This is a genomic window from Paraburkholderia solitsugae (assembly GCF_013177695.1).
Taxonomy (GTDB): domain Bacteria; phylum Pseudomonadota; class Gammaproteobacteria; order Burkholderiales; family Burkholderiaceae; genus Paraburkholderia; species Paraburkholderia solitsugae.
Map to the genome: position 1 here is coordinate 81,445 of NZ_WOEY01000002.1, position 24,615 is coordinate 106,059.

A 24,615-nucleotide genomic window follows, 5' to 3' on the forward strand; every position below is an offset into this window, starting at 1 on the left:
ACGATCGCTGACCATGGACTACCGTCATCTGCAACAGCGCAAGAGCCTGCACGGCCGCATTGTGCAGGAGCTCGGCATGGATATCGTCGGCGGCAAGGTACAACCGGGCCAGCGGTTGCCAGCTGAGGCTGTCCTGTGCGAGCGCTACGGCGTTAGCCGCCCAGTGCTGCGCGAGGCCACCCGGGTGCTGGTGGCAAAAGGGCTGGTCGTGTCGAAACCGCGTGTCGGCAGTGTTGTTAAGCCGCGCGCGGATTGGCATATGCTTGACCCCGACGTCCTGTACTGGACGATCAACAGCGTTCCGAAAGGCGAGTTCTTCAGTTCCCTCCTGACCGTGCGCCGCGTTATCGAACCCGCGGCGGCTGCCCTCGCCGCCACGGCTGCGACAAGCGAAGATCTTGCGCGCATTGCATCGGCTTACGAGCAGATGGAACGTGCGGAAACCGCAAGCGCGCTACTGGATCCGGACCTCGAGTTTCACCGCGCGATCATGGCGGCCTCTCACAACGACCTGCTGGCCTATATTGGCAACATGCTGTCGCTTGCCCTGTCGGAATCGATCAAGCTGACGAGTCGTCATCCCGACACGCATGCGCTTTCGTTACCGCGTCACAAGGCGATTCTCACTGCGATCCAGAGCCGTGACCCACTGGGCGCGCGGCATGCCAGTCTGGTCCAGCTCGACAATGCGCGCGCGGACGCCGAGAGCGTTCTGGAAGCCGGCAGCCAGTTTCAGACACAACCCTAATCCGAACGTGGCGGCTCAGCCGACCCATTGGCAGAACGTAGCGGGCGCTTTCCGCTCCGCATGTCCAGCTTCCTCCGGGCGCTAACTCGATAGTCATACTATTAAAGCGGCACATCGTGCAGATCATATCGACAATGCATGACCCGCGGCCAACGAGCCAGACCTGTCCCGTCATCGTGTTGCCCTGCACTGCCGGATGCGCATACGGGAGGCCGCGCTGCACCGCAAAAAAATTAATTAGTCGGACTAGTTAAGGGTATACATCGATTAGTAGGTAAAAGGGCGTGATATAGCATTTTCTGGTGGGTAGTCATGCGTACGCGCGTGCACGTGGGTTTCATGAAAGGTGATGCCCGGCTCCGGTGCTTTTCTTGCCGGGGCTTTTCCTGCTTGCGCCGTCATGGACAGTGAAGTGTTCAACTATTGAGAGACGGGAGATTGAAATGGCGCAAGAGAAGGAAGAAAAGGGCGAAGTGCAAGGCACGCGTCGGGGATTGTTGCAGGGCGCGGGCCTCTCTGCGGCACTAGCGCTCATGGGCGGTATAGGTGGAATGATCACGCCGGCCCAGGCGGCGGAAGGCGGTTCGTTCCCGTCGCACAAGCGGTGGAAGATCGTATTCGTCAATCACGTCACAACGAACCCGTTCTTCGTGCCGACGCAATACGGCATTCAGGATGCGACCGCTTTGCTGGGGATGGACTACCAGTGGACCGGCTCGGCCAATGCCGATATCGGCGAAATGGTGAACGCAGTCAACGCGGCGATAGCCGGCAAAGCTGACGCCATCGCCGTACCGATCGTCGACCCGAAGGCGTTCGACAAACCGATCCAGGCCGCGCTCGACGCCGGCATTCCCGTCTTCGCCTATAACGCCGACGCGCCCGCAGGTTCGGCGAATCCGCGCCTTGCCTATATCGGTCAGGATCTCTATCTGTCTGGCTATCAGATGGGCGAGCGAATCTCGAACCTCATCGACAGCGGCCTCGTCGCGCTCTTTATCGCCACGCCAGGCCAGCTCAACATTCAGCCACGGCTTGACGGTGCAGCCGCCGCCATCAAGAAATCGGGCAAGAAGATCGACGTGCAGACCATCGCAACCGGCGCGACCGTCAACGAAGAGCTATCGAAGATCAAGTCCTTCTATCTCGGCCATCAGGATCTCAAAGGCATGTTTGCGGTGGACGCGGGCAGCACCCAGGGCGTCGCCGAGGTCATGAAAGAATCCAACCTGCCGTCCAAAGGCGTCCACGGCGGTGGCTTCGATCTGTTGCCGCGCACCGTCGATCTGATTCACGAGGGCTTCCTCGACTTCACGATCGACCAGCAACCGTACGTGCAGGGTTTTTATACGGTCGTGGAGGCCTTCATCTTTCTCGCCTCCGGTGGGCTCGTGGGGCCGGCCAATGTCAACACAGGTTTGAAGTTCGTCACCAAGGGCACCGTCGATCCGTACCTGAACACGTCGACACGCTATGAAGGTAAGAGCACAAAAGCCCAGATCGTGCCACGCACGGGTGCGATCAAAGGGTGACGTCTCCCGTGACGGACGTTCAAAAACCCGCGATACGTCCGAGGCGCTGGTCAGGCGCGCTCGGACGTTCCAGTGAAATTCGCATCTTTGCGGTTGCGTTGATCCTCTCTATCTACTTCGAGTCGGTCAACCATGACTTCCTGCTGACCAGCGCGAGTCTTCAGAATCTCTCGCAGTTCATCGCCCCGGTCGCGATCATTGCCTTTGGCGAAATCATGCTGATGATCGGTGGGGAGATCGATCTTTCCGCCGGGATGGTCTTCGCGTTTGCGCCTTTCATCATGTATTTCGCGATCGAAGCTGGCTTGCCTGCATGGCTCGCGATATTTATCGGCGTTATTGCAGCGGGCCTCGTCGGATTGATTAACGGCGCGGTGACGGTGTATCTGCGTATCCCATCCTTCGTGACGACACTCGGTACCTTGTTCTTCGTGAACGGCCTCACACTGACGATCTCGCGGGGTACGCCGGTTTCGCCACCGGAGGATTCCGCGCTAGCGGCGTTCATGGGGGGATGGGGTTACAGCGAAATCATCTGGACGCTTGCTATTGCCGCCGTCATGCACGTGCTGCTTCGTCATACACGCTGGGGTTTGCATACGATCGCGTCGGGCGCGAATCCGTTGGGCGCGAGCGAAGCGGGGATACAGGTCAGGCGCCTGAAGCTCGGCAACTTCATTCTTGCCGCGGTGCTTGCCGGCTTGACCGGGATCCTGGAAGGTTTTCGCATCACGTCGATCGATCCGCAAGCGGGCGGAAACCAGATCATGTTTCTTGCCGTTGCCGCCGCCGTGATTGGCGGCACGCCGCTCGCCGGTGGATCGGGCACGATCATTGGTGGGCTGATCGGAGCGGCGGTGCTTGGCATTCTCAACGACGGCTTCACGCTGATCGGCATCAACGCCTTCACCTTCAACATGATTCTCGGCGCGGCGATCCTCGGGGCCATGATCTTCAACATCCACGTGGTTCGTCTCGCGCGCAAGGGAGAGTTGTAATGTCCGAGGTGCTGGAGGCGCTGCGCGGCGAAGATATCGTCAAACGTTTCGGCGCGGTCACCGCGCTCGATGGTGTGTCGCTGACGCTAAGACAGGGCGAAATCCTTGGCGTCCTTGGCGACAATGGCGCGGGCAAATCGACACTGATCAAGATTCTGACGGGCTTTCATCAGCAGACCAGCGGCAAGCTATTTGTCGGCGGCGAAGAAACGCTGCTTCGCTCCGTTGATCACGCCCGCTCGCTCGGCATTGAATGCGTCTACCAGGATCTGGCGCTTGCCAATTCGCTGAGCATCTATCACAACATGTTTCTGAACCGGGAAATCATCCGTCGAGGGCCATTTCGCCTGTTGAACAATCGCGCAATGCGTGAGCGCGCCGCCGAGTGTCTTGAGGAAATTGGCGTGCACGTGCCTTCGGTCGACCTGCCGGTCGAACAGCTTTCCGGTGGACAGCGACAGGCTATCGCGGTCGCTCGCGCGGTCAATTCGAATGCAAGGATACTGCTGCTTGACGAACCGCTCGCCGCGATGGGCGCCCGCGAGGCTGGACTGATCATCGACCTGATCCTTCGGCTCAAGAGCAAAGGGGGGCTGTCTATCGTCATGATCATGCACAACTACGCCCAAACGCTCGACATCGCGGATCGTGTGATGCTGATGCAGCGCGGACGTGTCACTTACCAGCGGGAGGCGGCCAGCACGTCGGTCGAGGAACTGATGGATATCGTGCGGCGCGAATATCGGGCAATGCGCACAACGACGAACTGACACCAGACCGTCACATAGGTGAGCATTCGAGTTGGGCGTGAGCTACCCGCGCTTTCAGAAGCGGCAGACTCGGGTGAGCCAGACACACGCGAGAAAAAGCTGTCGCTTCATGCCTCTTCACTTTTGCGTACTTTGGCTCGAGTACTTGCAGGCGCATTCTTCTTCAACTTGCTCAGATTGAAATCAATAGCAGCACGGACGAGATCTTTTAGAGCACGCACATTAATCTTGTCGCCCTCGAAAAAATCGATCGCCCGCCTCGCGTTGCCTTCGAGGCCCGCGTTGAACAGCTTGTCAGGATCGGGGAGATGCGCCCCGTGGGCAAAGGTAAGCTTCACCTTCCCTTTGTGGGCGTTGGCGACCGCGATCATTCCGTCGCGAGACCACACCGGGCTTCCCATCCACTTCCATTCCTCGATGATCTCCCGGTCGGCCTCAAGAATGCTCTTGCGGATGCTGGCGAACGTTTTGCCACGCCAGTCCGTGATTTCCGCGATCAGTTGGTCAATGCGTTCTGATGGATTCATTGGATCTCTATGCCTCGAGTTCTGGTCCCGTTTCGTGCGACCACAATAGTGATGTGGCGACTACATTACTACATGAGGCGCACATCTGACATTCAGAACAGCGTACGGATGCCCACGCGCACGAGCAACTGGTTGGGACCGCTTGACGAGTCGGCAGATTTCTTAACGGTTGAGGCGACGCGGCACGTCTGTCCGTCTAAGGCTACGTTGTGGCGTTCGCAGCGTCTTTGCGCGATGCCACAGCGCTCCAAAGCGGCCGTTTGGCTTTTGCGGCACACGAAGTAGTAATCTTCGGTACGGAGTATGGAACAAGGGCAATGCCCCGCCATAGCGGCTTACATTGCCATGACGACATGTCCAGATGAAGCCCTCTTCGACGCCGAAGTATGGTCCATGCCGGCAGCGCCGAACCCGTCCGGCGACGCTTCTTTGCGAATGAGGGTAATACGGTCAGCCAACGATATAACTTCAGGAGCCGGGCCAATGGGAAGCACCAGCGCAGTTGCGGCGGCGGCAGTCGCCTTCGTGGGCAGTCACTTTCTCTTGTCCCATCCGTTGCGCAGCCGTTTGGTCCGCGCAATTGGCGAAGCGGGGTTCCAGGGTGTCTATTCGCTGGTTGCGTTCTTGACACTCGGTTGGCTGATCGTGGCCTACCGAAAGGCACCCGTGACGGCACTAATATGGCCGGTAGGAAACGGGCTCTGGGCGGTTGCGACCGTGGTCATGCTGATCGCATCGATCCTCCTGCTGGGCTCTCTGATTCGCAACCCGGCGCTTCCCACCGGCGGTCGGCCCAGCGCGTTCCCGGAAACGGCGCGCGGCGTGTTCGCGGTGACGCGCCACCCGATGATGTGGTCAATCGCACTTTGGGGGTTATGCCACATCGCGGTGTTCCCGGTGGCCAAGAACATCGTACTCTCAGCGGCTATCGTCCTCCTCGCGCTCGTCGGCGCCGCATTGCAGGACCGGAAGAAGGAGCAACTCCAGCCCGATCTCTGGCCCGAATGGGAGTCGAAGACGAGCTACCTGCCGTTCGCGGCGATCATCGCCGGCCGTGCGCAGCTGGGCGGGTTCGGCTTGCACACGCTTTTGGGCGGCCTTGTCGTCTGGCTCGTAGCGACTTGGGCTCATATGCCACTCGCCGGTTGGGCCGCGGGCATCTGGCGCTGGCTGTAGCCGCAGATCGGAGTCCATAACATCAATCCGGCGCTACACGGCGCTAGTCACGTCGTCGAGGAACCGCCGTGGCCGCGAATCGGTTGCTGCGGCTGCGCAAGTCCTTTCCTCTGCCGTTGCAGCCGTCATTCATGACGCCGCACACAGGGGCACGTCAGGAACGCAAATCCTGAAGCGAGCGCTTGTGGGGATGATTACCGCTTATTTGCTCAGCCGGTGCTAGCTCTGCCGTCCTCCGTCATGCGAACGAACACACGGACAAACAGTACCGGATATCTCTAGAGTTGAAGAATCGTCGGTCAATCCTGACTGGCGACGCTGCGCTGGCCATTCGGCGTAAGTTCAACCTAAGGAAAAAACAAATGAGAACGTCTCTTCATAAGGAAATATCGACCGATTGCGACGGTTACGGCACGCTTAGTCTTCACTCCAATAGTGCGCCTTTGGCGCTAAAACGCACCATTCACCCCGAAGAAATACGGGACAATCTGCCCACAAATCAGGGCGGCATTGGTTTTTTATTTCACGCTACGGATTGGGATACGCTTTCATTTTCATTTCACAATGTGAAACACAGAAACGCGTCATTCGAAGAGGAGCTTTGGAAAACCAAACCTTTCATTGCATCGCCTATTTATTCGGGATCCCAAGTCATAGGGGCCAACATTGCGTGTCCGGTTCCCCTTGAGTTGTGGCTCGGAAGCCCACGTGGTATCAAGCGGTTTCGGGAGACGCAATTTTTCCCGGCCCTTGAACTGGCAAGGCAGGCGGGATTGAACATGGTGGCGATGGGCGCCTCCACCCCTTACGCCTGCAACTATGGCGCACTGCCGCGTCATACCAAGCCACCTCATATCACGACGGGCCACGCGGCTACCGCCTCGATGCTGAAAGACTGGGCCATCCACTGCTGCAATGAACTTGACCTCGAATTCGGCAGGACGAAGCTCGCTCTATTTGGCGCAGCCGGACGGCTCGGCACGACGGTAGCTAAATACCTGCTCTACAAAGATGCGCCGAAAGAGCTTGTTCTGATCGATTTGCCGGACAAGGTGAACCTGCTCACGGAACAAGCCAGGGAACTGATGGCAGCGGATCTGATGAGACGCACCCGGGTGTCGGTGCACACCTTCAGTCCGGACACTCCACTGCCGAAGTTCGATGGTGCGATCCTGGCCAGCAGCACCAGTGTTCCCTACCTCACCGCTTCTGACCTCAAACGGGCACAGTTCTGGATCGACGACTCTCATCCCCGCGCAGCAAGCGTCGAGGCTGAACTCGCATCACGAGCTCATACGCTATATATTGAATGCTTCGCGCGTGGTCCTGCCGGACTCAACACCGTGTTCCCGTTCAGACTGCCGACCACCCGCGATTGCTATACCTGTTTCGCCGAAGGCTATGCAGCCTGGCAGGAAGGCATCGCTTCCGATTTCATCGTCGGCAGTCCGCCCGTGTGGTCCGTTTCATATACTCACGGCCTTCTGAAGAAGTACGGGTTTTCGGTCGGACCTTTTCACGGTAAAAACGGTTCGGCAATCACCCTGGATGCCCAACATCGTGGCAGGCATGAACTGATAGGGTCGTGAACGGCATTGGAGGCCAGATGGTGATACCGCGCGAGAGCATGCGGGATTTGCTGGAACGAAGCCGGTTCGCAATTCGATGGGGGGGCGCACTCGGCCTCCTGTGCCACCCCATCTACTACGTCGTCTGGACTTACGTCCTGCCACAGCCGTACGACAGCCTTTTCCTTCGATTGAGTGCGGCGGCCGTCTGCATTCCATTGATTTTTCAGGCCCATTGGCCGAAGCGGTTTAACCGCTACCTGCTGATCTATTGGCATTGCTGCCTGATCTACGTATTGCCGTTCGTCTGTACGTTCCTCGCGATCAGAAATTCATTCTCCACGATGTGGATGATGACCGAAGTCATGATGATCTTCATTCTGGCGCTGTGCATCGATAACCCGCTGTTGCTGATGACCTGCATAGGCATTGGCGTATTTTCCGGCGCGCTGGCTGCGGTGGTCACCTCGCCTGTGGCGATCGTTTTAAGCCCGGCCAATCAGTCGGATCTCGCATTACTGCCGGTTGTCGTGTTGTGCAGTATGGCCTTTAGTCATGCAATCAGCAAAGGACGCATCTTTGTTGAAAAGAACCGGGCATTAAAGGCGCTCGCGGGTTCGATCGCCCATGAAATGCGTAATCCCCTCAGCCAACTGAAGCACGTTCTGGATCGCGTGGAAGAGGCGCTGCCCGCGACGGCAGAAGCCAACCGAGCGCCGGCGTTGTCGCGCGACAGTGCGGCAGTCCTGTATCGTCATCTCGCCCACGGCCAATTATCCATTGAGCGAGGCCTGCGCATCATCGCGATGACGCTGGACGAGGTCAGTGCAAAACCCATCCGCTCAGATTACCTCACCTATCTGAGTGCGGCGGTTACCACACGTAAAGCATTGGACGAGTATGGCTTCGGCGATAAAAAGGAGCGCAGTAAGGTCAGGCTCGTTGTGCTGGAAGATTTCACGTTCAAGGTCGACGAAACCGTCTATCTGTTCACCCTGTTCAATCTGATCAAGAACGCACTCCATCACATTGTCACGCATCCTTCAGCAACGCTCACACTCACGGTCGACCGGCAGTCGGTTATCGTTCGTGACACGGGCACCGGCATTTCACCTGAGATTCTGCCGCATCTGTTCGAGCCGTTCCGTACAGCAGGAGATGCGGCGGGTACGGGACTCGGGTTAGCCTACTGCCAGCGCGCGATGCGCGCATTCGGCGGCACCATTAGCTGCCGGTCGGAAGTTGGAAAATTCACGCAATTCACGCTGCAATTTCCAGTCGTATCAGAAAGCGAAGTCGCCGATCACGAGCATACGATTTTTGAACGTGCCATTCCCATTTTCAACGGGAAGCACATCCTCCTCGTCGACGACGACGCCGGTCAGCGGGCGGCAACCCGTCGCGCGCTTTTGAAGGCGGGCGCACACGTGAGCGAGGCGGAAAACGGGCAGATAGCGTTGACCATGCTCCGACAGTCGTCTCTCTACGACCTCGTACTGATGGACGTCAATATGCCGATTCTGGATGGCTACACGACCACCGAGAAAATTCGCGCCGATCGTGAAAACCCGAACTGGAATGTTCTGATCGCCGCCTACACGGCAGAGCCCGGCAATGTGGTACGCGTCCTCGCCAGAAGAGCCGGCATGGACGAAATTATCAGAAAGTCCTCCAGCGTGGTGGAATTGATCACCTCGCTCCAGACGCTCCTCGAAAACGGCACTCGGCACCATCTGAGCCAGAGATTCGACGGGTTCGTCGGCAAAATGATCCTGGTGGCGGACGACGACACCTACAGCAGGCTGGTTGCCAAAGCCTATCTGGAGCGATTCGGCGCGAACGTTGTCGAAGCCGAACATGGGCAGGCCGTGCTGGCTCAACTGCAGGAGGACGATACAGTCGATGCCATCGTCATCGATATGAATATGCCTGGAATGGGCGGCGTGGAAACAACCACATCAATTCGCGCTCGCACCGACTCGTATGCCAACGTGCCGATCATTGCCTTGACCAGCCAATCCGATATCGGCGCTGTGCAGGCATGCCTGGATGCGGGCATGAACGAGGTCATGGTAAAACCTGTGCAGGTCGGTTCTCTTTATGCCTGCCTTGCAAGACAGTTTTCCCAGCAACGTGGTGCTTTGAATGCGCCAACGAAGGCGGATCTAGCACAAACGTCGGTAAAACCCATCGGCAAGGTTTCGACAATTGAGGAAGGTGGTCTGCTCGACGAGAAACACCTCGAAGAACTCGCGGCGCTTGATCTATTGGACCAATCGTTCCTCAACGGCATTGAGCAGATTCGCTCGCTTGTAGCGCGACTCCCTACCAGCGCGGCAGCCCTGGACCTCGAATCGATGCACGGAGAATTGCACCTCCTTCTTGGCGTCAGTGGCAATATCGGAGCAAAAGCGCTGCATCAATTCGCGAGGCAGATTTATCCGCGGATAGTTGAAGGCGAATGGCCTTCTGAACCCGACTGGCTTGCGCGAATTTGCACGCTGGGCGGCCGTTCAGCCGACGCGCTGCAGACCTATTTCGCTTCGGACAAAGCAAGTCGCGATCATCGGGACGTTCTGAATGACTGATAGCCCACGGGCGTCATGCGGGTTCGTCGACAAGACTCAAATGGTTACTGGAAAAGCGCCCTTCGCTCACGCCAGGCGCATTCCTGATCGATGAGAAAATCTCGATCTCATTTCCAAACCATCTGACCGTCAGGTGCCGCCTTATCGTGAGCGGTGTGCATTCGACTTCTTAAACTGGGGAAACCCATCGTTACTGTGGTGCCCGCACCCAATGCGGATTCGATCCGGAGGCACCCACCAAAAGATTGCATGATGCGATTGCAAAAGATCATGCCCATACCGTGCCCGCCGGCCCCGGCGTGAGTCGTAACGGGATCGAGCAACAAACGCGCTTTTATCTCCGGTGCAATCCCCGGCCCGTTGTCGCGAACACGGATCTCAGGTTCGGGGCCACCTGCCACTTCGAGGCGCAACGAAGGCGCGGTTGAACCGTCAAGCGCACGCAAAGCGTTGGACAACAACGAGGAGAGCACGAGCGCCACGCAATTGGGCATTGCGCGCACAACAAAATCCCCTTGCACGTCGACCTGTATCCAATCGCGCTGCGAACCCTTAAACGGATAGGTATCGAGCAAGGTAGCGATCAATCGCGTCGCCTTGACCTCGCGGAGTCCACTGCCCGACGCAGACTGCTGGCCGCCACTTTTGTGCACCGTCGCCCAGAAGGACGAGATCAGCGTCAGGCAATACTGCGCATTGTTAAGCATTGACGTTGCGGCGTGACCAATTTCCTTTTGGCGCTCCGGATCGTATTGCTCAGCAACGTCGGACTCGACGGCTTGCGCAAAAAGCGAGATCGCTGCCAATGGCGTATTGAGCTCGTGAGCGAGGAAAGCAAGCGTCTCATCCATCGCCAACAATTGTTGTTGACGCGTTTCCCGCTCGGTATAGCGTGCGGTCGCCAGTTTCAGGACCTCGCGCACCGATTCCGTCCGAAGCGGCTTTTCCAGAATACGGAATATGTCACCGGTATTGACTGTCTGCAACAGCATGTCCTTATCGGCATAGGCGGTCACAAGTATGCGCACGATTTGCGGATACTCCTGCGCCACCTGGCGCAACAGATCATCGCCATCGCGCCCCGGCATGCGGAAATCAGTCACCAGTACGGCAATCTCCGGCCCGTATTCGTTCAACACCGCAATCGCCGCGTCTGCGCTATGAGCCACGTGCACACAGTAGTCCTCACGGATTGCGCGTGCGAAGTGGTTGCGCGACATCTCGTCGTCGTCGACGAAGAGAACGGAAAACGGCGGTTGCATCGTGTCACTCATCGTGTTCTCAGCAGGTCGCGGCAGGTCAAACGTGTTCCGTTACGGGCTGCGCATCAATCCACGGATTCCTCTTATGCTAACTGGATGGACTGTAAGGCCGTCTGCTATTGCTGTGACAGAGTCGCAGCCGCTCACAGTCGCGCCTGCGCTGAGTCACTTCTCGAAAGCAGACGAGGTCGTTGGATCGGCAAAGCGCGAATTTATTCTACCATCCAGGGTCCGTAGAACGCTGACGGCAGAACAGGAAGATGGCATCCATTCGCGCAGTAATTTTCCATAGAATCAGGATGCTACCGACGAGGCTCAAAGTCCGCGAAGCGAAGTGAAAAATTCAATGTAGGCTCTACCGGGCAACCGCTTCATTCCGGTCGGATTGTGCCCAGCATGCTGCGACGTCAGTCCGTTTGTGTACGGTCTCGGTACCTATGTCGAATGACCGCTCGCGCATGCCGGGTAATCGCACCGATGCCTGTGGCACAAGCTGGGAACGACGCGGGTTCTCGGAACGTCTCATCACTCTGGAAATGCAAATGAACGACACATCCGCTTTTCGCCCTGCACTTGAGCACGCCCTGAACCACTCGTTGGCGCATCTGGAAAACCTGGCGCATAGCCCTGTTGCAGCCGGCGCAAGTCTGCAAACGTTGCGCGAGCGCCTGGTGAAGCCGCTCAACAGCGAGGGCATGTCCGCCGAGCAGGTGATTGATGAGCTGGTCGATGACACGACCGGCGGCATCATGGGGAGTGCCGGCGGCCGATTTTTTGGTTGGGTCATAGGCGGATCGTTGCCCGCGGCACTGGCAGCGGACTGGTTGACCAGCGCCTGGGATCAAAATGCGGCATCGTACGCATGCGGCCCCGCCGTAGCGGTTATTGAGGAGGCGTGCGGAGACTGGCTAAAAGATCTGCTTGGTTTGTCGGATCACGCCAGCTTCGCGTTGACTAGCGGTTGTCAGATGGCGCACGTTACTGCGCTGGCGGCAGCGCGAAACGCATTGCTCGCGCGGCGAGGTTGGCAGGTTGAACGAGACGGCCTGTTCGGCGCACCGACAATCCGTATCCTGAGCAGCGATCAATTTCACGGCAGCATCACGCGAGCAGCGCGCTTGCTGGGGATGGGAACAGGCGCGGTGACAGGACTGCCGGCCAATCAGGCGGGCCAACTGGACGCGGCGATGCTTGAACAGGCGTTGAAGAACGCCCCCGACACACCCACCATTGTCTTGCTGCAGGCGGGCGACCTCAACATTGGTGCGTATGACTGTTTCGCCGACTTGATCCCGCTCGCGCATCGCTACAACGCATGGGTCCATGTCGACGGTGCTTTCGGCCTGTGGGCCAACGTCAGCGCACGTTATCAACATCTGCTGCTCGGCGTCGAGCATGCCGATTCGTGGGCAACCGATGGACACAAATGGCTGAACGTGCCGTATGACAGCGGTTTTGCCTTCGTCGCGCATCCTGAGGCGCATCGCAACGCGATGTCCTACGAGGCAAGCTACATCTCGCACAACGATCAGGTCCGCGAACAAAAGGACTGGAATCCTGATTGGTCGAGACGTGGGCGAGGTGTGGCAACCTATGCCGCGCTGCGACAACTGGGCCGTCAAGGCGTCGTCGCTTTGATCGAAGGCTGTTGCGATGCAGCGCATCGCCTCGTGACTGGCATCGCCGCGCTTCCCGGCGCCGAGTTGGTGTGGGCGCCACAAATCAATCAGGGCCTGGTTCGCTTTCTGGATCCCCGTCCAGAAGCCACGGAGAGCGACCACGGCCGATGGACTGACGCTATTACCAGTGCGGTTCTGGCGAGTGGCGAGGCGCTATTCAGCAACACGACGTGGCGAGGGAAGCGTTGTATGCGCGTGTCAGTATGCAACTGGCAAACCAATGCGCAGGATGTGGCGCGTGCAATTGCAGCGGTAGCACGGGTATTGCAAGAGCGGACCGCGTAACGGAAGGCCGGGTCCAGGCTAATACAAGTAACCGCAACGGCGGACGTTTCCGATGAGAAAAGTCCTTCGACGCGCTGGGCGAACCAACCGTTCACGCTCCAGCGCGTAAGGGTCCCATCTGGCCGTCCACCCAGTACCGGCGAAGCGCCGTGTGGCAGGTAGCGCCCCGTTCCATCTCCGTCCTGGCGGCGCACGAACGGCGAAGGGGTCATCCGCAGAGTCGCCAACAGTCCTCGCCTGGCTCAAATGTTATTATCGGAAACACGACCCGCCTCCTAAGGCGCGCATTCAAGCTGTTGGACCCCATGGACACCCACCTCACCAAACCCGCCGATCCATCGACAACCGACCTCGGCCGCCGCGTCCGCGCCGCCCGTCAGGCGCAGGACTTGACGCTGGAAACCGCGAGCCGGCTTTGCGGCGTCTCCCGCTCGACCCTCTCCAAAGTCGAAAACGGCCTGATGTCCCCGACTTTCGACGTCCTTCAGAAGATCGTCCTCGGCCTGAAGATTGAAATCGGCGAGCTATTCGGCTCGACACCCAAAGTCAGCGCCAGCGGCCGCCGCGCGTTGACCCGCAAAAATGAAGGCCAGCGCCACGCCTATCGCGGTTATCAGATGGAGTTACTCGCCACGGATCTGGCGCACAAAGCGATGTTGCCGTTCCGCATCCGCATCTCGGCGCACACGCTCGACGCGTTCGACGACTGGGGCCGTCACGAAGGCGAAGAATTCCTGTACGTGATCAGCGGCAGCGTGTGCCTGTATTCCGAGTTGTACGCACCGACGCATCTGAACGCCGGCGACAGCCTTTACTTCGACAGCCGCACCGGTCACGCCGCGGTCTCCACCAGCGAAGAAGACGCCGAAGTGTTGTGGATGGCGACCAGCGCCGACATCCCGCAGACATCGGCCACGGCAGAACCGGCGAAAAAATAGCCGAGGCGCCTGAATAAACTGCGCCCCAAAAGCATGGACGGGTGTCCACCTTCGGGGTGCAGTTCAGAACCGCGCCACAGCGCATCTAAACGCCAAAAGCGAAACCGGGGCGGATGGCACCGCCATTGCCAACGACACAGCCGCCACCCCACCTTAACGACGCGCCGCCAACGCCCGCTGCGCCAGTTGTGCAATGTGCATTGCGTGTTGCCCAGTCCCCTGTTCGATCTGCTCACGGCAACTGAAGCCGTTGGTCAGCACAATCGTTTCCGCGTTGGCCGCTGCAGCGGCACGCACAGCCGGAAACAGCGTGTCCTCGCCGATCTTCTCCGAGAGCGCGTGATGCGCGTCGTTAAAGCCGAACGATCCCGCCATCCCACAGCATCCCGTATCGAGCAGTTTCCATTTCACCCCGAGTTTGTTCAGCAGCGCAGTATCGCCTTGCATACCGAACAGCGCCTTCTGGTGACAATGTCCATGCACGATCACGTCTGCTGCAAGCGTTGGCCAATCGAACGGCTGACGCGCGACGAAATCGGAGAACAGAAAAGTTTGCGCCGACAGCTTTTTCGCCAAAGCATGACCGGGAAGCTGCTTCAGCAACTCATCCTTGAACACCGATAAGCAACCGGGCTCAAGACCCACCAACGGCACACCCGCAGCGATATCGTCCCCGAGGTCATCGAGAATCGTGGTCAGCAACGCGCGCGCACGGTCGAGCAAACCAAAGTCATACAGCGGGCGTCCACAACACAAGCGGTTCTTTGGCAGCACGACGTGCCACCCTATTTGCTTCAACACATCGGTAGCGGCCTGCGCGATCTCGGGCGTGAAGTGATCGTTGAAGGTATCGACCCACAAGATGACCTTCTTGACCTCACCAGGCGCACGAGCGCCTCCCTCATCCTTGAGCGAGCGCCGCGCAATCTGCCGATACGTCTCTTCAGCAAACTTCGGCAACGCACGTGCCTGCGCCACCCCAGCGACCCACTTGCCGACCTGGGCCAACCCAGGCGCCGACGTCATAAAGTTCGTCAGCCTCGGAAACCTTGCCGCCCACGGCGCCCACTCGCCAATCCGCCCCATAAACAACGCCTGACGCGGCCGACGATTCGTCTCATAGTAATGCGAAATAAATTCAGCCTTGTATGAAGCCATATCCGTATGCGTCGGGCAATCGGATTTGCAGCCCTTGCACGCGAGGCAGGTATCGAGCGCCTCTTTCACTTCGCGGCTTTGCCAGCCATCGACAATCACGTCGCCTTGCAGCATTTCCCAGAACAGATGCGCGCGGCCACGCGTCGAGTACTTCTCTTCACGCGTCGCGCGATAGCTCGGACACATCGTGCCGCCTTCGAGCGAGCGGCACTTGCCCATGCCGATGCATCGCTCGATCTCGCGCTGAAAGCCGTCGCCTTCCTGGCTCGCGAAGGTGAGCTTTGTTTGCAAGGTCACCCGTTTGTAGGCCGGTCCCATGCGCAGGTTTTCGTCGGCGCGATACGCATGCACGACCTTGCCTGGATTCAAGCGATTGGCCGGATCCCAGATCGCCTTGAACTGCTCCATCGCCTGCATCAGTTCGGGGCCATACATGATCGGCAGGAACTCCGCCTTGGCCTGACCGTCGCCGTGCTCACCCGAGAGCGAGCCACCGAATTCGACCACCAGCTCCGCTGCTTCGCGCAGAAACTTGCGCCACGTCGCGACGCCTTCGGCGCTGCGCAGATCGAAGGTAATGCGCGCGTGCACGCAGCCATCGCCGAAATGGCCGTAGAGGCTCGTCTCGTAGCCGTAACGATCCACCAAAGCCTGAAACGCACGCAGATAATCGCCGAGACGCAACGGATCAACCGCCGCATCTTCCCAGCCGACGACCGGATCCGGCGTGCCCGCCTCCACCGACAACGCCACTGCCGACGCCCCCGTCTCGCGAATCGACCACACCTTCGCCTGCAACGCGCGATCCTCGACGAGCATCGCCGACACGTTCGGTCCGGCTTCGCCCGACGAAAAATACGCCGCAGCGGTTTGCGCCTGGCGCACAGCATCGTCTTGCGTATCCGCGCCGAATTCGAGCACGACCCACGCGTCGCCTTCCGGCAGCAACGCGATCTCGTCCTTCTTCAAACCGCGCGCCTGCAAGCCGCGGATGATCGCGCGGTCAAGTCCTTCGATCGCGATCGGCCCGCAGCGCATAAAATGTGGCACGGCATCCGCGGCGGTGTAGATATCCGTGAAACCGACCACGACGATCACGCGTTTCGCCGGACTCTTCACGAGCCGCACTTTCGCCTGCAGGGTCACCGCGCATGTGCCCTCGGTGCCGACCAGCGCACGCGCTACGTTAAAGCCGTATTCCGGCAACAGTTGATCGAGGTTGAAGCCCGATACGCGCCGCTTGATTTGCGGGAATTTCGCGCGGATCTGATCGGCGTAGGTGTCGCGTAGCCGCTTGAGCGCGGCATAGATTTCGCCCTGGCGGCCGCCTGCTGTGATGATGCGCTCGAGTTCGTCGTCCGCGGTGGGACCGACCCAGAAACGCGCGCCGTCGAAGGTCGCGATTTCCAGCGCCTCGACGTTTTCGACCGTCTTGCCGGCCATCACCGAATGCGCGCCGCACGAGTTGTTGGCGATCATGCCGCCGAGCGTGCAACGGCTGTGCGTCGCGGGATCGGGGGCGAACGTGAGGCCGTGCTCTTCTGCGGCGTCGCGCAAGGTATCGCAGACTACGCCCGGTTCGACGAGCGCGACACACGCTACAGGATCGACCGACACGACGCGGTTCACATACTTGCTCGCGTCAGCCACTACCGCGACGTTCACGCATTGGCCGTTCTGCGAGGTGCCGCCGCCGCGCGGAAGAAAGGGCACGTCATTGCGGCGACAGGCAGCAAGCGTTTCCAGCAGATCGTCCACGTCCGCCGGCACCACAACGGCGAGCGGAACTTGCCGATAGTTCGACGCATCCGCGGCATACAGCGCTTTCGAGCCCTGATCGAAACGCACTTCGCCACGCACGTTGCGGCGCAAGTCGATTTCGAGCGCCTGCATGACGGCAGCGGTCCCTTGAAAGGGCTTGGCAACGCGTGGTTCTTTCAACGTGCCATTCAACGCGCCATAAGCCGCGTCGCTCAACGAAGCATTCACGCCCGCGCCCTGCTCTTCATCCAATGACGTTCCCACTGCGGCCCTCACGTCTCATGTCCAACGCTTGCGCTACGGCCTGAACGGCGCATCACGCAGCCTGACTCGCGGTCATCTTGAAGATGCCCTGTGCGTTGCCCGCGTCGAAACGCAGGTCCGTTTCCCAGCGGCGCGCGTCCTGATCGAAGGTCCGCTTGCGCGTGATGAACTCGTAGAACGAACCTGGCACGTCGCGCGTCACGATGCTGCCGTCAGCCGCGCGGAATTCGCGCCGCACGATGTCCGCACGGTACGCGGTCTGAAACACGCGGCCCGAACGCGAACGCTCGACTTCCGGCTTCATCGGACGACCCTTCGCCTTTTCGTCATCGGAGAGCCAGAACACGTCCGCGACGCGATGCGTGGCGTGATTGAAGGCGTTACCCTCGGTCGCGATCCACGCCATTTCCGCCGACTCCTTCAACAATACTTCGTAATCGGCTTCGCGTGGCGTCTCGTGCTGACGCGCGAACGCGCCGACGATCACCGGCAGCAACGCATGAGCCGCCTCAAGCGGCAGCACGCCTTCGCGTTCGAGCTCCCACAACTGGCCGGCGGCTTGCGGCGTCAGCGGATCGCGCGAGGCGCCAATCACGTTCGTCACCGCCTGCTGGAATTCCGTCGAAAAACGCTCGGGATGCAATTCGCTGACGAAGAACTGTGCGATCTCGTCAGGGGCGTCCTCGTGCGCCCAGGCGCGGCCGGTCATGCCGAGACGGTCGAGCGGATAGCGGCCGTTGATGCTAAAGCCGAGCGGACGCAGGATACGCGCGAACGCCGCTTCGCCCGGCGGCAGTGCACCACTCTCTGCCCAGCGCACAGTGCGCAATGCGCCGTGGTCGAAGTAGACGCTGCCGCCAGCGGCGATCGTCTCCTCAGTGTACTGGCGGCCATTCGCCGAGCGTGCCAGCAGGTCTTCGAACAGCGCCATATTCAGCGCCTCAGCCAGTTCAGCGCGCGTAACGGTGCCGTCTTCCCATTCGTTGAGGATCTGCGGATGGTTCAGGGTGGCGAACAGTCTCGCGGTTTTCTCGGCGCCGAGCAGTTTCAGCAGCAGTTGTTCGACATTCGCATTCTTGATGTTTCGCATATCGGTTCCGGGCGGGGCGCGGTGAGCACGCTTTCGTATGTTTGAAGGTGGCCTGCCGGCTTGGCTTCAGGACGCAAGCACAGCATCGTTGGATACGAGATTATTCAAATCCACGGGCCATCCGTAAAGCGAGATAAAATCGCCACTTGATGCGTTTTTGGAATCAACATGCGAAAGTTCAAGATCCCCAACATGGGCGCGCTGCTCGCTTTCGAAGCGGCCGCGCGGCACGAGAGCTTCACGCATGCGGCGCGCGAGCTCTTCCTCACCGAAAGCGCGGTGTCCCGGCAGATCAATACGCTGGAGAGCAATCTCGGCGTGCGGCTGTTCGTGCGCGTGAAGCAGCGCGTGGTGCTGACCAAGGCGGGCAAGGTCTATAGCGCGCAGGTGCGGCGCTCGCTGGAGCAACTGGACCGCGACACGCTGTCGATCATTGCGCATGGCAGCGGCGGCGGCTATCTGGAACTGGCCGTGCTGCCGACCTTCGCATCGCAATGGCTGATTCCGCGGCTGGCGGCATTCAACACGCAGTATCCGGATGTACGGGTCAACATGGGCGTGCGCACCGGCACCTTCCCCTTTGCCGATACGCATTTCGAAGCCGCGATTCACTACGGCAAACCGACATGGCCGGGCACGTCGGCGGATTTTCTGTTCAGCGAGGAAGTCGTGCCGGTGTGTGCGGCGAGTCTGCTGACGCGGCCTGTGGAGACAGCAGCCGATCTGCTGGACTACCCCCTGCTGCACTCCACGACCCGGCCGGACGGCTGGGCGTCGTGGTTCGCCAATCTCGGTGTCGACGATAACCGGACGATGCAAGGGGTCCGCTACGAACTCCACACGATGCTGATCAGCGCCGCCGCGGCCGGTCTCGGCATCGCGCTAGTGCCGCGATTTTTCGTCGACGTGCAACTCGAACAGCTCGGACTCGTGATGCCGCTCGACGCGCCCGCGGTCGCCGACTCAGCGTACTACCTCGTCTATCCGACTGAGTTGAGTCACGGCAAGCCGCTCACGAGCTTTCGCGAGTGGCTGCTGCGGGAAGCGGCCGCATACAGCGCGGTGAATCCTGAACTGGCTAGCAACCCCGATACCGATTGATTCAGAGGTATGCAGTAAAAACTGCTAAGCGTTAAGCGCCGGTTTGCTCGCGTGCCTGCGCTAATGCACTCAAATTGCCTTCGCCGAAACCGTGGTGACCCTGCCGTTGCACGATCTCAAAGAAGATCTCGCCGGCACCGCGCCGCACAAAAGTCTGAAAGAACAGCAACGGCACGCCGTCGGCACCGATCTCGCCATCCACCAGAACATGGGTGCGCTTGAGCCGCTCGACATCGAGCCCATGACCCGGCAGGCGCGCATCGAGCTGCTCGTAATAACGCGGCGGTGGCTCCACGAATTCGACGCCATTCGCCAGCAGTTGCTCAACGCAGGCGAAGATGTCGTCCGTGGCCAGCGCGATGTGTTGCACACCTTCGCCCGGATGGTCCGGCAGATACTCATGCATCAGATTCGTGCGGCGCGTGCCTTCTTCATACAAAGGCACGCGGATCGCGCCGCAAGGCGACACCATCACGCGCGATTCCGCCGACACATGCCAGTTCGCATGCAACTCGTGAATCTCACGGAAGTTGAGCAGGTCGCGATAGAAATCGAGCCACTCCTGCATCCGGCCCTCGCCGACCGTTTGCGTCAAATGATCGACCGCGACGAGGCCGGTGCCGGCGTGACTCAAATCGGCTTGTGCGGTATCGATCTCGATCGGCCGGAAGTCGATGTCGAAGATCGAGATGTCGCCGAGACCGCCGCGCTGGCCACCGCGGCCACGCCAACGGTCGACGAAATAGATGTGCGAATCGCCAATGCCCTGGATCGCCGGAATCAGCAGTTCGTCCGCGCCGCGGCGTTCGCCTTCGAACGCCCATGCGCCGAGTTCGATCGCACGGTCGAAGGCGCGCTGCGCGTTGGCCACGCGAATACCGATCGCGCAGATGCCTGCGCCATATTCCTCGGCATAGCGCTCGGCAAACGAATCCGGCTCGGCGTTGATCAGGAAATGCATCTCGCCCTGGCGATACAGCGTGACGTCTTTGCTGATATGGCGCGCGATCGCCTTGAAGCCGAGCTTCGTGAAGGTCTCGCCGAGCGCCTTCGGTTCACGCGAGGCGAACTCGACGAATTCGAGGCCGGCGGTGCCGAGCGGGTTGTGCTCAGGTGCCGCCACGGCGCGCAACGCGACGTCTGGAGTGGGCAAGTCGCTGGGCATGGCAATCTCCTTGTACAGACTTTCGTACGCTGTTCTGAGTGGTCGTGATGTTTCTGCTATTCGGTGCACGCCGTCAACCACCCACAGTGTGACATCGCAAGTGTGATGTGCCGCAGCAATGCGGTTCACGACGGCATTTGCACCGTGTTTGTACACCGGGTAGCAGGGCGCTCGCAACCTTCATTTTGTACTAGATGGTTCACACGCGGCGAATCAGGTGGCAGCGTGCGCCTTCTGCGTCTCTCGCGGCGCCTGCACCGCTGCGCGCTATGCCTCAGATCCTGGGCGTGCTGCCGCGGCTGCGTTTCGACACGCGTTTGGCCGCAGGCTTGCCCGTGCCCGCCGCCATGCGCTGCTGCGCGACCTCGCGCACGGCATCGATGAACGCCCGGCCCACCGGCGACGGCTGCGTGTCCGAGCGCCGGATCAGCCCCACGGGCTCGCCGGTGCCCGCGAACGGCAAGGGCAAGCGCACCAGCATCCCGTGCGCCAGTTCATATTCGACCGCGCTCAACGGCACGAACCACACCGCGTCGTTCTCGAGCGTCAACGCGCGCCCCGTCGACACCGACAGCACTTCGACAAATCCCGACAACGGCGGCACGCCCCACGCGCTCAGCAGGCTCTCAGCCGATTGCCGGATCAACGTGCCGAACGGCGGCAGCACCACCAGAAAATCCTCCAGCGACGTGGCCGGCAAGCCGGCGCCCAGCGCCAACGGATGCCCGGTGCGGACCACAGCAATCATCGGCTCGCTGAAAAGCTGCTCGAAACTGAGCCCGACCATCCTTTCCGGGTCCGCCAGACGCCCGATCGCGAATTCGATCGTGCCCGCCTTCAGGCGCTCGAGCAATTCGGGGTTGGCGCCGGTGGCAAGGCGCACGATCACGCGCGGCCAAAGCGCGGCGAACAGCTTCAGCACCGGTGGGACCAGCGCAGCCGCGACGGTCGGCAGAATGCCGATTTCCAGCGTGGCCGCAGCGGCGCCTTCCGCGCGCGCCAGCAAATCGACGCCCTGTCGCAACGCGCTGACGCAGGCGCTCGCATGCGGCATGAACAGTTGCCCCTCGCGGGTTGGCACGGCGCCGTGGCGGCCGCGCTCGAACAGCTTCACACCGAGAATCGCTTCCAGTTCAGCGACCGTCTTGGAGACCGCGGGCTGCGTAATGGACAGGCTTTCGGCGGCCCGCTGCACGCTGCCGAACTGCGCGACGGCCAGAAAGCACTGGAGATGACGGAATTTGACGCGGCTGTCCGCGAGGCTGCGTTGCATAACGAGAGGTTATACGAAAAGGGCGAAAACGTCATTTTGCATAACCGTCCAGGTTAGATAAAGTCGCTCCATACGCTGTATCCCACAATTCCTCGAAGGAGACACTGATGGACGAGTCCTTTCTCACCGCGCGCGACTTCGCGTCCCATCCTGCCTACATCTATCCCGGCTACGGTTCATCGGTCAAACGCGGCCCGACGCGTCCGCTGATTCCGTTAAAGGAAAAGCTGCGTGACCAGCGCGTGCCGGTCTACGGCACGGAAGACCTCGGCGCGCTCGATCACGATCTGACGCGCAATGCGGTACGCAATGGCGAGCCGCTCGGCGAACGCATCATCGTGACGGGCCGTGTGCTCGACGAAGGCGGCCGTCCGGTGCGCAATACGCTGGTCGAGATCTGGCAAGCCAATGCAGCCGGCCGCTATGTGCACAAGAACGATCAGCACGACGCGCCGCTCGACCCGAACTTCCTCGGCGCAGGCCGCTGCGTGACCGACAACGAAGGCCGCTATCGCTTTCTGACGATCAAACCGGGTGCTTACCCGTGGGGCAATCACCCGAACGCGTGGCGTCCGAACCATATTCACTTCTCGCTGTTCGGCGACCATTTCGGCTCGCGCCTCGTCACGCAGATGTATTTCCCCGGCGACCCGCTGCTGGCGTTCGACCCGATTTTCCAGGGCACGCCTGAGCACGCGCGCGACCGCCTGGTTGCAAACTTCTCGCTCGATACGACACAGGAGGCCTATGCGCTCGGCTACGACTTCGACATCGTGCTGCGCGGCCGCAACGAAACCCCGATGGAGCGCTAAGCCATGACGACCCTCAAGCAAACGCCTTCGCAAACGGTTGGACCTTACTTCGCCTACGGTCTGTGCCCGCAGCAATATGATTTCGACTTCAAAAGCCTGTTTACGCCGGTTTTGGCCGACCGTGAAGCGGCCGGCGAGCACATCACGATCGTCGGCCAGGTCTTCGACGGCGACGGCAAGGTGATCGGCGATGCAATGCTGGAAATGTCGCAAGTGGATGCGCAAGGTCACTACCCGGAATCACGCGAGGAAATCCAGACGACGGGTTTCCATGGCTTCGCCCGCGTCGGTACAGGGACAGATCCACACCAACGGTTTGTCGTTGAAACGGTGAAACCCGGCCGCGCAAGCCCGGACGAAGCGCCGCATGTGAATGTGATCCTGACAATGCGCGGCATGCTGCTGCACACCTTCACGCGCATCTATTTCGAGGACGAAGCCGAGGCGAATGAACGGGATGCCGTGCTGGCAGCGGTTCCTGCGGAACGGCGTGGCACACTGATCGCGCGTCGCGAGCCTAATACGGCCAATGTGTACCGGTTCGATATCTATATGCAGGGTGACAAGGAAACCGTGTTTTTCGACCTGTAATACGGATTTTCCATACTTTCATATAGCCTTCACATACACTGGAGATGATCTGTCTAGCGACTAGATCGCGAAACTCCGAGTAGTTCAGCCCGCCCTGCGCGGGCTTTTTTTTGGTTTTTGCGCCCGGGCAGCCATCAGTTTGGATACCGAATCAATTGGCGCAACTCGATCAGTTTGCTTTTCAGTGAGCACGTTACGACCCGCCGATAGGCTGGCACCACCAGGCCGATAACGCGATGTAGCGCAGCCACGCAGGAAAACGATTAGCAGTGTAAACCGAGGCTACGCTTAACAACGGAAGTGATCGATATTCTGTCCGGCGTAGATCGCGCGCGCGAGCCAATCAGGTTTATCGCCGTGACCGTCCCACGTATTACCGTAGGCGTCGCGATACATCACGGCCCGGGTCGCGGCTTTGTCGGCTTCGATCGCATCGGCGAGTGCTTCCATCGTAATGCCGTATTCATCCATGCGTCGGCGGATCCACACGATCAGGCGCTCACGCGCATTCCCGTCGAGGTCGAACAGCCGTTGTTCTTCTCGCTCTTTCATAACGTACCAAGTTCGCGGCTGATCATACTCGCGTTGGAAAAACAAAGGCTTCGCTAAACAACGCGAAGCCTATGCATGAATCAGATGGGTTGAGTGCAAATCGAACTCACAATGCCGCTCCCAATGCGTGACAACTCGCATCTGGAAACCATGCCCAATAAATCTTGGATTTCGGGGAATTCGTCGGCAAACGGCTCGGGTCTCGCCCTTGATCGGCCTCGGTGCTCCGAGGCTGCTTCAGCGTATGGAGGGCAATTCTAGCATCCAATTTCCGCTGCTTGCAGCAACTGACTGTTGGCCTGCGACGATGGGCTTTCTTTGTTGTTCTGTTTGCGTTCGGCACTGCCCTATTCATTTCTTGCTGATGTTATTAACGCTGACCAGAAACAAAACCTCGCTCCCTCATGCTATGTTTCAGCGATCCGCATCGCCCCCTCCGGAGACACAAAAATGCCCGCCTCGACAGCCATCGTCACAATCCTGGCCGCACTGCTGCTCGGTGCAATGAGTCCAGGGCCGAGCTTTGTCATCGTTGCCCGCAATGCCATCGGACTCTCGCGCGCAGGGCCGGAGCATCAAATTTTCTGTAGATTCAAGACCTGTGCAAGGTAGTCGGGATTCCAGGCGGCGGCCTTACGCTTCTTTGGCAGGCTGAGTGCGCGGCTGGAATCGGCGCGGAACAGGTTGATGGCGAGCCGGCGCAGGAAGGAGAAATTCAGCGCGGCATTGCGTAGCCGGATCTGGCTGGCGTCCTCATTGAAGGTGACATCAAGGCAC

20 protein-coding genes and 1 pseudogene are annotated in these 24,615 nt (G+C 59.8%); 13 read left to right on the forward strand and 8 right to left on the reverse strand.

The window, feature by feature from the left end; genetic code table 11:
• Positions 1-13: 13 nt before the first annotated feature.
• The 4 genes from GNZ12_RS00365 to GNZ12_RS00380 all read left to right on the forward strand — a co-directional run bounded on the left by GNZ12_RS00365 (position 14) and on the right by GNZ12_RS00380 (position 4,048).
• Complete coding sequence (locus GNZ12_RS00365) at positions 14-748, forward strand: FadR/GntR family transcriptional regulator (RefSeq protein ID WP_172308491.1); 735 nt, start codon at positions 14-16, stop codon at positions 746-748.
• Positions 749-1,191: 443 nt separating this feature from the next.
• Positions 1,192-2,280 (forward strand): sugar ABC transporter substrate-binding protein, encoded by a 1,089-nt coding sequence (locus GNZ12_RS00370; RefSeq protein WP_172308492.1) that lies wholly within the window; start codon positions 1,192-1,194, stop codon positions 2,278-2,280.
• Positions 2,281-2,312: 32 nt separating this feature from the next.
• Positions 2,313-3,278 carry an ABC transporter permease gene (locus GNZ12_RS00375; RefSeq protein ID WP_407947670.1) on the forward strand — a complete coding sequence of 322 codons (966 nt, stop codon included), beginning with the start codon at positions 2,313-2,315 and terminating at the stop codon, positions 3,276-3,278.
• Positions 3,278-4,048 (forward strand): ATP-binding cassette domain-containing protein, encoded by a 771-nt coding sequence (locus GNZ12_RS00380; RefSeq protein WP_074288924.1) that lies wholly within the window; start codon positions 3,278-3,280, stop codon positions 4,046-4,048. The genes GNZ12_RS00375 and GNZ12_RS00380 overlap by 1 nt, the downstream gene beginning before the upstream one ends.
• Positions 4,049-4,155: 107 nt before the next feature.
• Here GNZ12_RS00380 and GNZ12_RS00385 read toward each other — a convergent pair whose 3' ends face one another.
• Positions 4,156-4,575: a DUF1801 domain-containing protein gene (locus tag GNZ12_RS00385; RefSeq protein WP_172308494.1), complete on the reverse strand. Its 420-nt coding sequence runs from the start codon at positions 4,573-4,575 to the stop codon at positions 4,156-4,158.
• A 483-nt stretch (positions 4,576-5,058) separates the two neighbouring features.
• Between GNZ12_RS00385 and GNZ12_RS00390 the strand changes: the two genes are divergently transcribed.
• The 3 genes from GNZ12_RS00390 (at position 5,059) to GNZ12_RS00400 (ending at position 9,907) form a co-directional block, all read left to right on the forward strand.
• Positions 5,059-5,751: an NnrU family protein gene (locus GNZ12_RS00390; RefSeq protein ID WP_172308495.1), complete on the forward strand. Its 693-nt coding sequence runs from the start codon at positions 5,059-5,061 to the stop codon at positions 5,749-5,751.
• Between the two features lie 362 nt (positions 5,752-6,113).
• Complete coding sequence (locus GNZ12_RS00395; RefSeq protein ID WP_172308496.1) at positions 6,114-7,340, forward strand: hypothetical protein; 1,227 nt, start codon at positions 6,114-6,116, stop codon at positions 7,338-7,340.
• A gap of 17 nt (positions 7,341-7,357) precedes the next feature.
• Positions 7,358-9,907 carry an ATP-binding response regulator gene (locus GNZ12_RS00400; RefSeq protein ID WP_172308511.1) on the forward strand — a complete coding sequence of 850 codons (2,550 nt, stop codon included), beginning with the start codon at positions 7,358-7,360 and terminating at the stop codon, positions 9,905-9,907.
• Between the two features lie 107 nt (positions 9,908-10,014).
• Here GNZ12_RS00400 and GNZ12_RS00405 read toward each other — a convergent pair whose 3' ends face one another.
• Positions 10,015-11,181: a hybrid sensor histidine kinase/response regulator gene (locus GNZ12_RS00405; protein WP_172308497.1), complete on the reverse strand. Its 1,167-nt coding sequence runs from the start codon at positions 11,179-11,181 to the stop codon at positions 10,015-10,017.
• A gap of 530 nt (positions 11,182-11,711) precedes the next feature.
• Here GNZ12_RS00405 and GNZ12_RS00410 point away from each other — a divergent pair.
• Both GNZ12_RS00410 and GNZ12_RS00415 read left to right on the forward strand, forming a co-directional pair.
• Positions 11,712-13,133, forward strand: coding sequence for a pyridoxal phosphate-dependent decarboxylase family protein (locus GNZ12_RS00410; protein ID WP_172308498.1), 1,422 nt, complete (start codon positions 11,712-11,714; stop codon positions 13,131-13,133).
• 305 nt (positions 13,134-13,438) lie between these two features.
• Positions 13,439-14,071: a helix-turn-helix domain-containing protein gene (locus tag GNZ12_RS00415; protein WP_172308499.1), complete on the forward strand. Its 633-nt coding sequence runs from the start codon at positions 13,439-13,441 to the stop codon at positions 14,069-14,071.
• 153 nt (positions 14,072-14,224) lie between these two features.
• Here GNZ12_RS00415 and GNZ12_RS00420 read toward each other — a convergent pair whose 3' ends face one another.
• A complete protein-coding gene (locus GNZ12_RS00420; protein WP_172308500.1) occupies positions 14,225-17,254 on the reverse strand; it encodes an FAD-binding and (Fe-S)-binding domain-containing protein in 3,030 nt (1,009 codons plus the stop codon).
• 52 nt (positions 17,255-17,306) lie between these two features.
• Positions 17,307-18,344 (reverse strand): DUF1338 domain-containing protein, encoded by a 1,038-nt coding sequence (locus GNZ12_RS00425; RefSeq protein ID WP_216673043.1) that lies wholly within the window; start codon positions 18,342-18,344, stop codon positions 17,307-17,309.
• Positions 18,345-18,512: 168 nt separating this feature from the next.
• Here GNZ12_RS00425 and GNZ12_RS00430 point away from each other — a divergent pair, with 168 nt between their 5' ends.
• Positions 18,513-19,445: a LysR substrate-binding domain-containing protein gene (locus GNZ12_RS00430; protein WP_172308501.1), complete on the forward strand. Its 933-nt coding sequence runs from the start codon at positions 18,513-18,515 to the stop codon at positions 19,443-19,445.
• A gap of 31 nt (positions 19,446-19,476) precedes the next feature.
• Here GNZ12_RS00430 and GNZ12_RS00435 read toward each other — a convergent pair whose 3' ends face one another.
• Together GNZ12_RS00435 and pcaQ are read right to left on the reverse strand one after the other, a co-directional pair.
• A complete protein-coding gene (locus GNZ12_RS00435; RefSeq protein WP_172308502.1) occupies positions 19,477-20,610 on the reverse strand; it encodes a 4-hydroxyphenylpyruvate dioxygenase family protein in 1,134 nt (377 codons plus the stop codon).
• A gap of 274 nt (positions 20,611-20,884) precedes the next feature.
• Positions 20,885-21,883 (reverse strand): pca operon transcription factor PcaQ, encoded by a 999-nt coding sequence (gene pcaQ / locus GNZ12_RS00440; protein ID WP_172308503.1) that lies wholly within the window; start codon positions 21,881-21,883, stop codon positions 20,885-20,887.
• A 107-nt stretch (positions 21,884-21,990) separates the two neighbouring features.
• Between pcaQ and pcaH the strand changes: the two genes are divergently transcribed.
• Both pcaH and pcaG read left to right on the forward strand, forming a co-directional pair.
• The gene (gene pcaH, locus GNZ12_RS00445) at positions 21,991-22,695 is read left to right on the forward strand and encodes a protocatechuate 3,4-dioxygenase subunit beta (RefSeq protein WP_172308504.1); all 705 of its coding nucleotides are present in this window, start codon (positions 21,991-21,993) and stop codon (positions 22,693-22,695) included.
• Positions 22,696-22,698: 3 nt separating this feature from the next.
• On the forward strand, positions 22,699-23,286 hold the full coding sequence (pcaG, locus tag GNZ12_RS00450) for a protocatechuate 3,4-dioxygenase subunit alpha (RefSeq protein WP_172308505.1): 588 nt from the start codon (positions 22,699-22,701) through the stop codon (positions 23,284-23,286).
• Positions 23,287-23,574: 288 nt separating this feature from the next.
• On the opposite strand, the gene GNZ12_RS00455 is transcribed toward pcaG, so the two are convergent.
• Complete coding sequence (locus tag GNZ12_RS00455; protein ID WP_172308506.1) at positions 23,575-23,838, reverse strand: H-NS family nucleoid-associated regulatory protein; 264 nt, start codon at positions 23,836-23,838, stop codon at positions 23,575-23,577.
• 450 nt (positions 23,839-24,288) lie between these two features.
• On the opposite strand from GNZ12_RS00455, the pseudogene GNZ12_RS43855 reads away from it, so the two are divergent.
• Positions 24,289-24,399, forward strand: a pseudogene (locus tag GNZ12_RS43855) (LysE family translocator); the annotation flags it as partial.
• 14 nt (positions 24,400-24,413) lie between these two features.
• Here GNZ12_RS43855 and GNZ12_RS00460 read toward each other — a convergent pair.
• Positions 24,414-24,615 (reverse strand): transposase (locus tag GNZ12_RS00460; RefSeq protein WP_407947668.1); only part of this gene is annotated, 202 nt, incomplete at its 5' end.

Excerpts from the sequence above, each read along its gene's own strand:
- GNZ12_RS00365 (WP_172308491.1), top strand. The coding sequence starts at position 14 with ATGGACTACCGTCATCTGCAACAGCGCAAGAGCCTGCACGGCCGCATT.
- GNZ12_RS00370 (WP_172308492.1), top strand. The coding sequence starts at position 1,192 with ATGGCGCAAGAGAAGGAAGAAAAGGGCGAAGTGCAAGGCACGCGTCGG.
- GNZ12_RS00380 (WP_074288924.1), top strand. The coding sequence starts at position 3,278 with ATGTCCGAGGTGCTGGAGGCGCTGCGCGGCGAAGATATCGTCAAACGT.
- GNZ12_RS00385 (WP_172308494.1), bottom strand. The coding sequence starts at position 4,575 with ATGAATCCATCAGAACGCATTGACCAACTGATCGCGGAAATCACGGAC.
- GNZ12_RS00390 (WP_172308495.1), top strand. The coding sequence starts at position 5,059 with ATGGGAAGCACCAGCGCAGTTGCGGCGGCGGCAGTCGCCTTCGTGGGC.
- GNZ12_RS00395 (WP_172308496.1), top strand. The coding sequence starts at position 6,114 with ATGAGAACGTCTCTTCATAAGGAAATATCGACCGATTGCGACGGTTAC.
- GNZ12_RS00400 (WP_172308511.1), top strand. The coding sequence starts at position 7,358 with ATGGTGATACCGCGCGAGAGCATGCGGGATTTGCTGGAACGAAGCCGG.
- GNZ12_RS00405 (WP_172308497.1), bottom strand. The coding sequence starts at position 11,181 with ATGAGTGACACGATGCAACCGCCGTTTTCCGTTCTCTTCGTCGACGAC.
- GNZ12_RS00410 (WP_172308498.1), top strand. The coding sequence starts at position 11,712 with ATGAACGACACATCCGCTTTTCGCCCTGCACTTGAGCACGCCCTGAAC.
- GNZ12_RS00415 (WP_172308499.1), top strand. The coding sequence starts at position 13,439 with ATGGACACCCACCTCACCAAACCCGCCGATCCATCGACAACCGACCTC.
- GNZ12_RS00425 (WP_216673043.1), bottom strand. The coding sequence starts at position 18,344 with ATGCGAAACATCAAGAATGCGAATGTCGAACAACTGCTGCTGAAACTG.
- GNZ12_RS00430 (WP_172308501.1), top strand. The coding sequence starts at position 18,513 with ATGCGAAAGTTCAAGATCCCCAACATGGGCGCGCTGCTCGCTTTCGAA.
- GNZ12_RS00435 (WP_172308502.1), bottom strand. The coding sequence starts at position 20,610 with ATGCCCAGCGACTTGCCCACTCCAGACGTCGCGTTGCGCGCCGTGGCG.
- pcaQ (WP_172308503.1), bottom strand. The coding sequence starts at position 21,883 with ATGCAACGCAGCCTCGCGGACAGCCGCGTCAAATTCCGTCATCTCCAG.
- pcaH (WP_172308504.1), top strand. The coding sequence starts at position 21,991 with ATGGACGAGTCCTTTCTCACCGCGCGCGACTTCGCGTCCCATCCTGCC.
- pcaG (WP_172308505.1), top strand. The coding sequence starts at position 22,699 with ATGACGACCCTCAAGCAAACGCCTTCGCAAACGGTTGGACCTTACTTC.
- GNZ12_RS00455 (WP_172308506.1), bottom strand. The coding sequence starts at position 23,838 with ATGAAAGAGCGAGAAGAACAACGGCTGTTCGACCTCGACGGGAATGCG.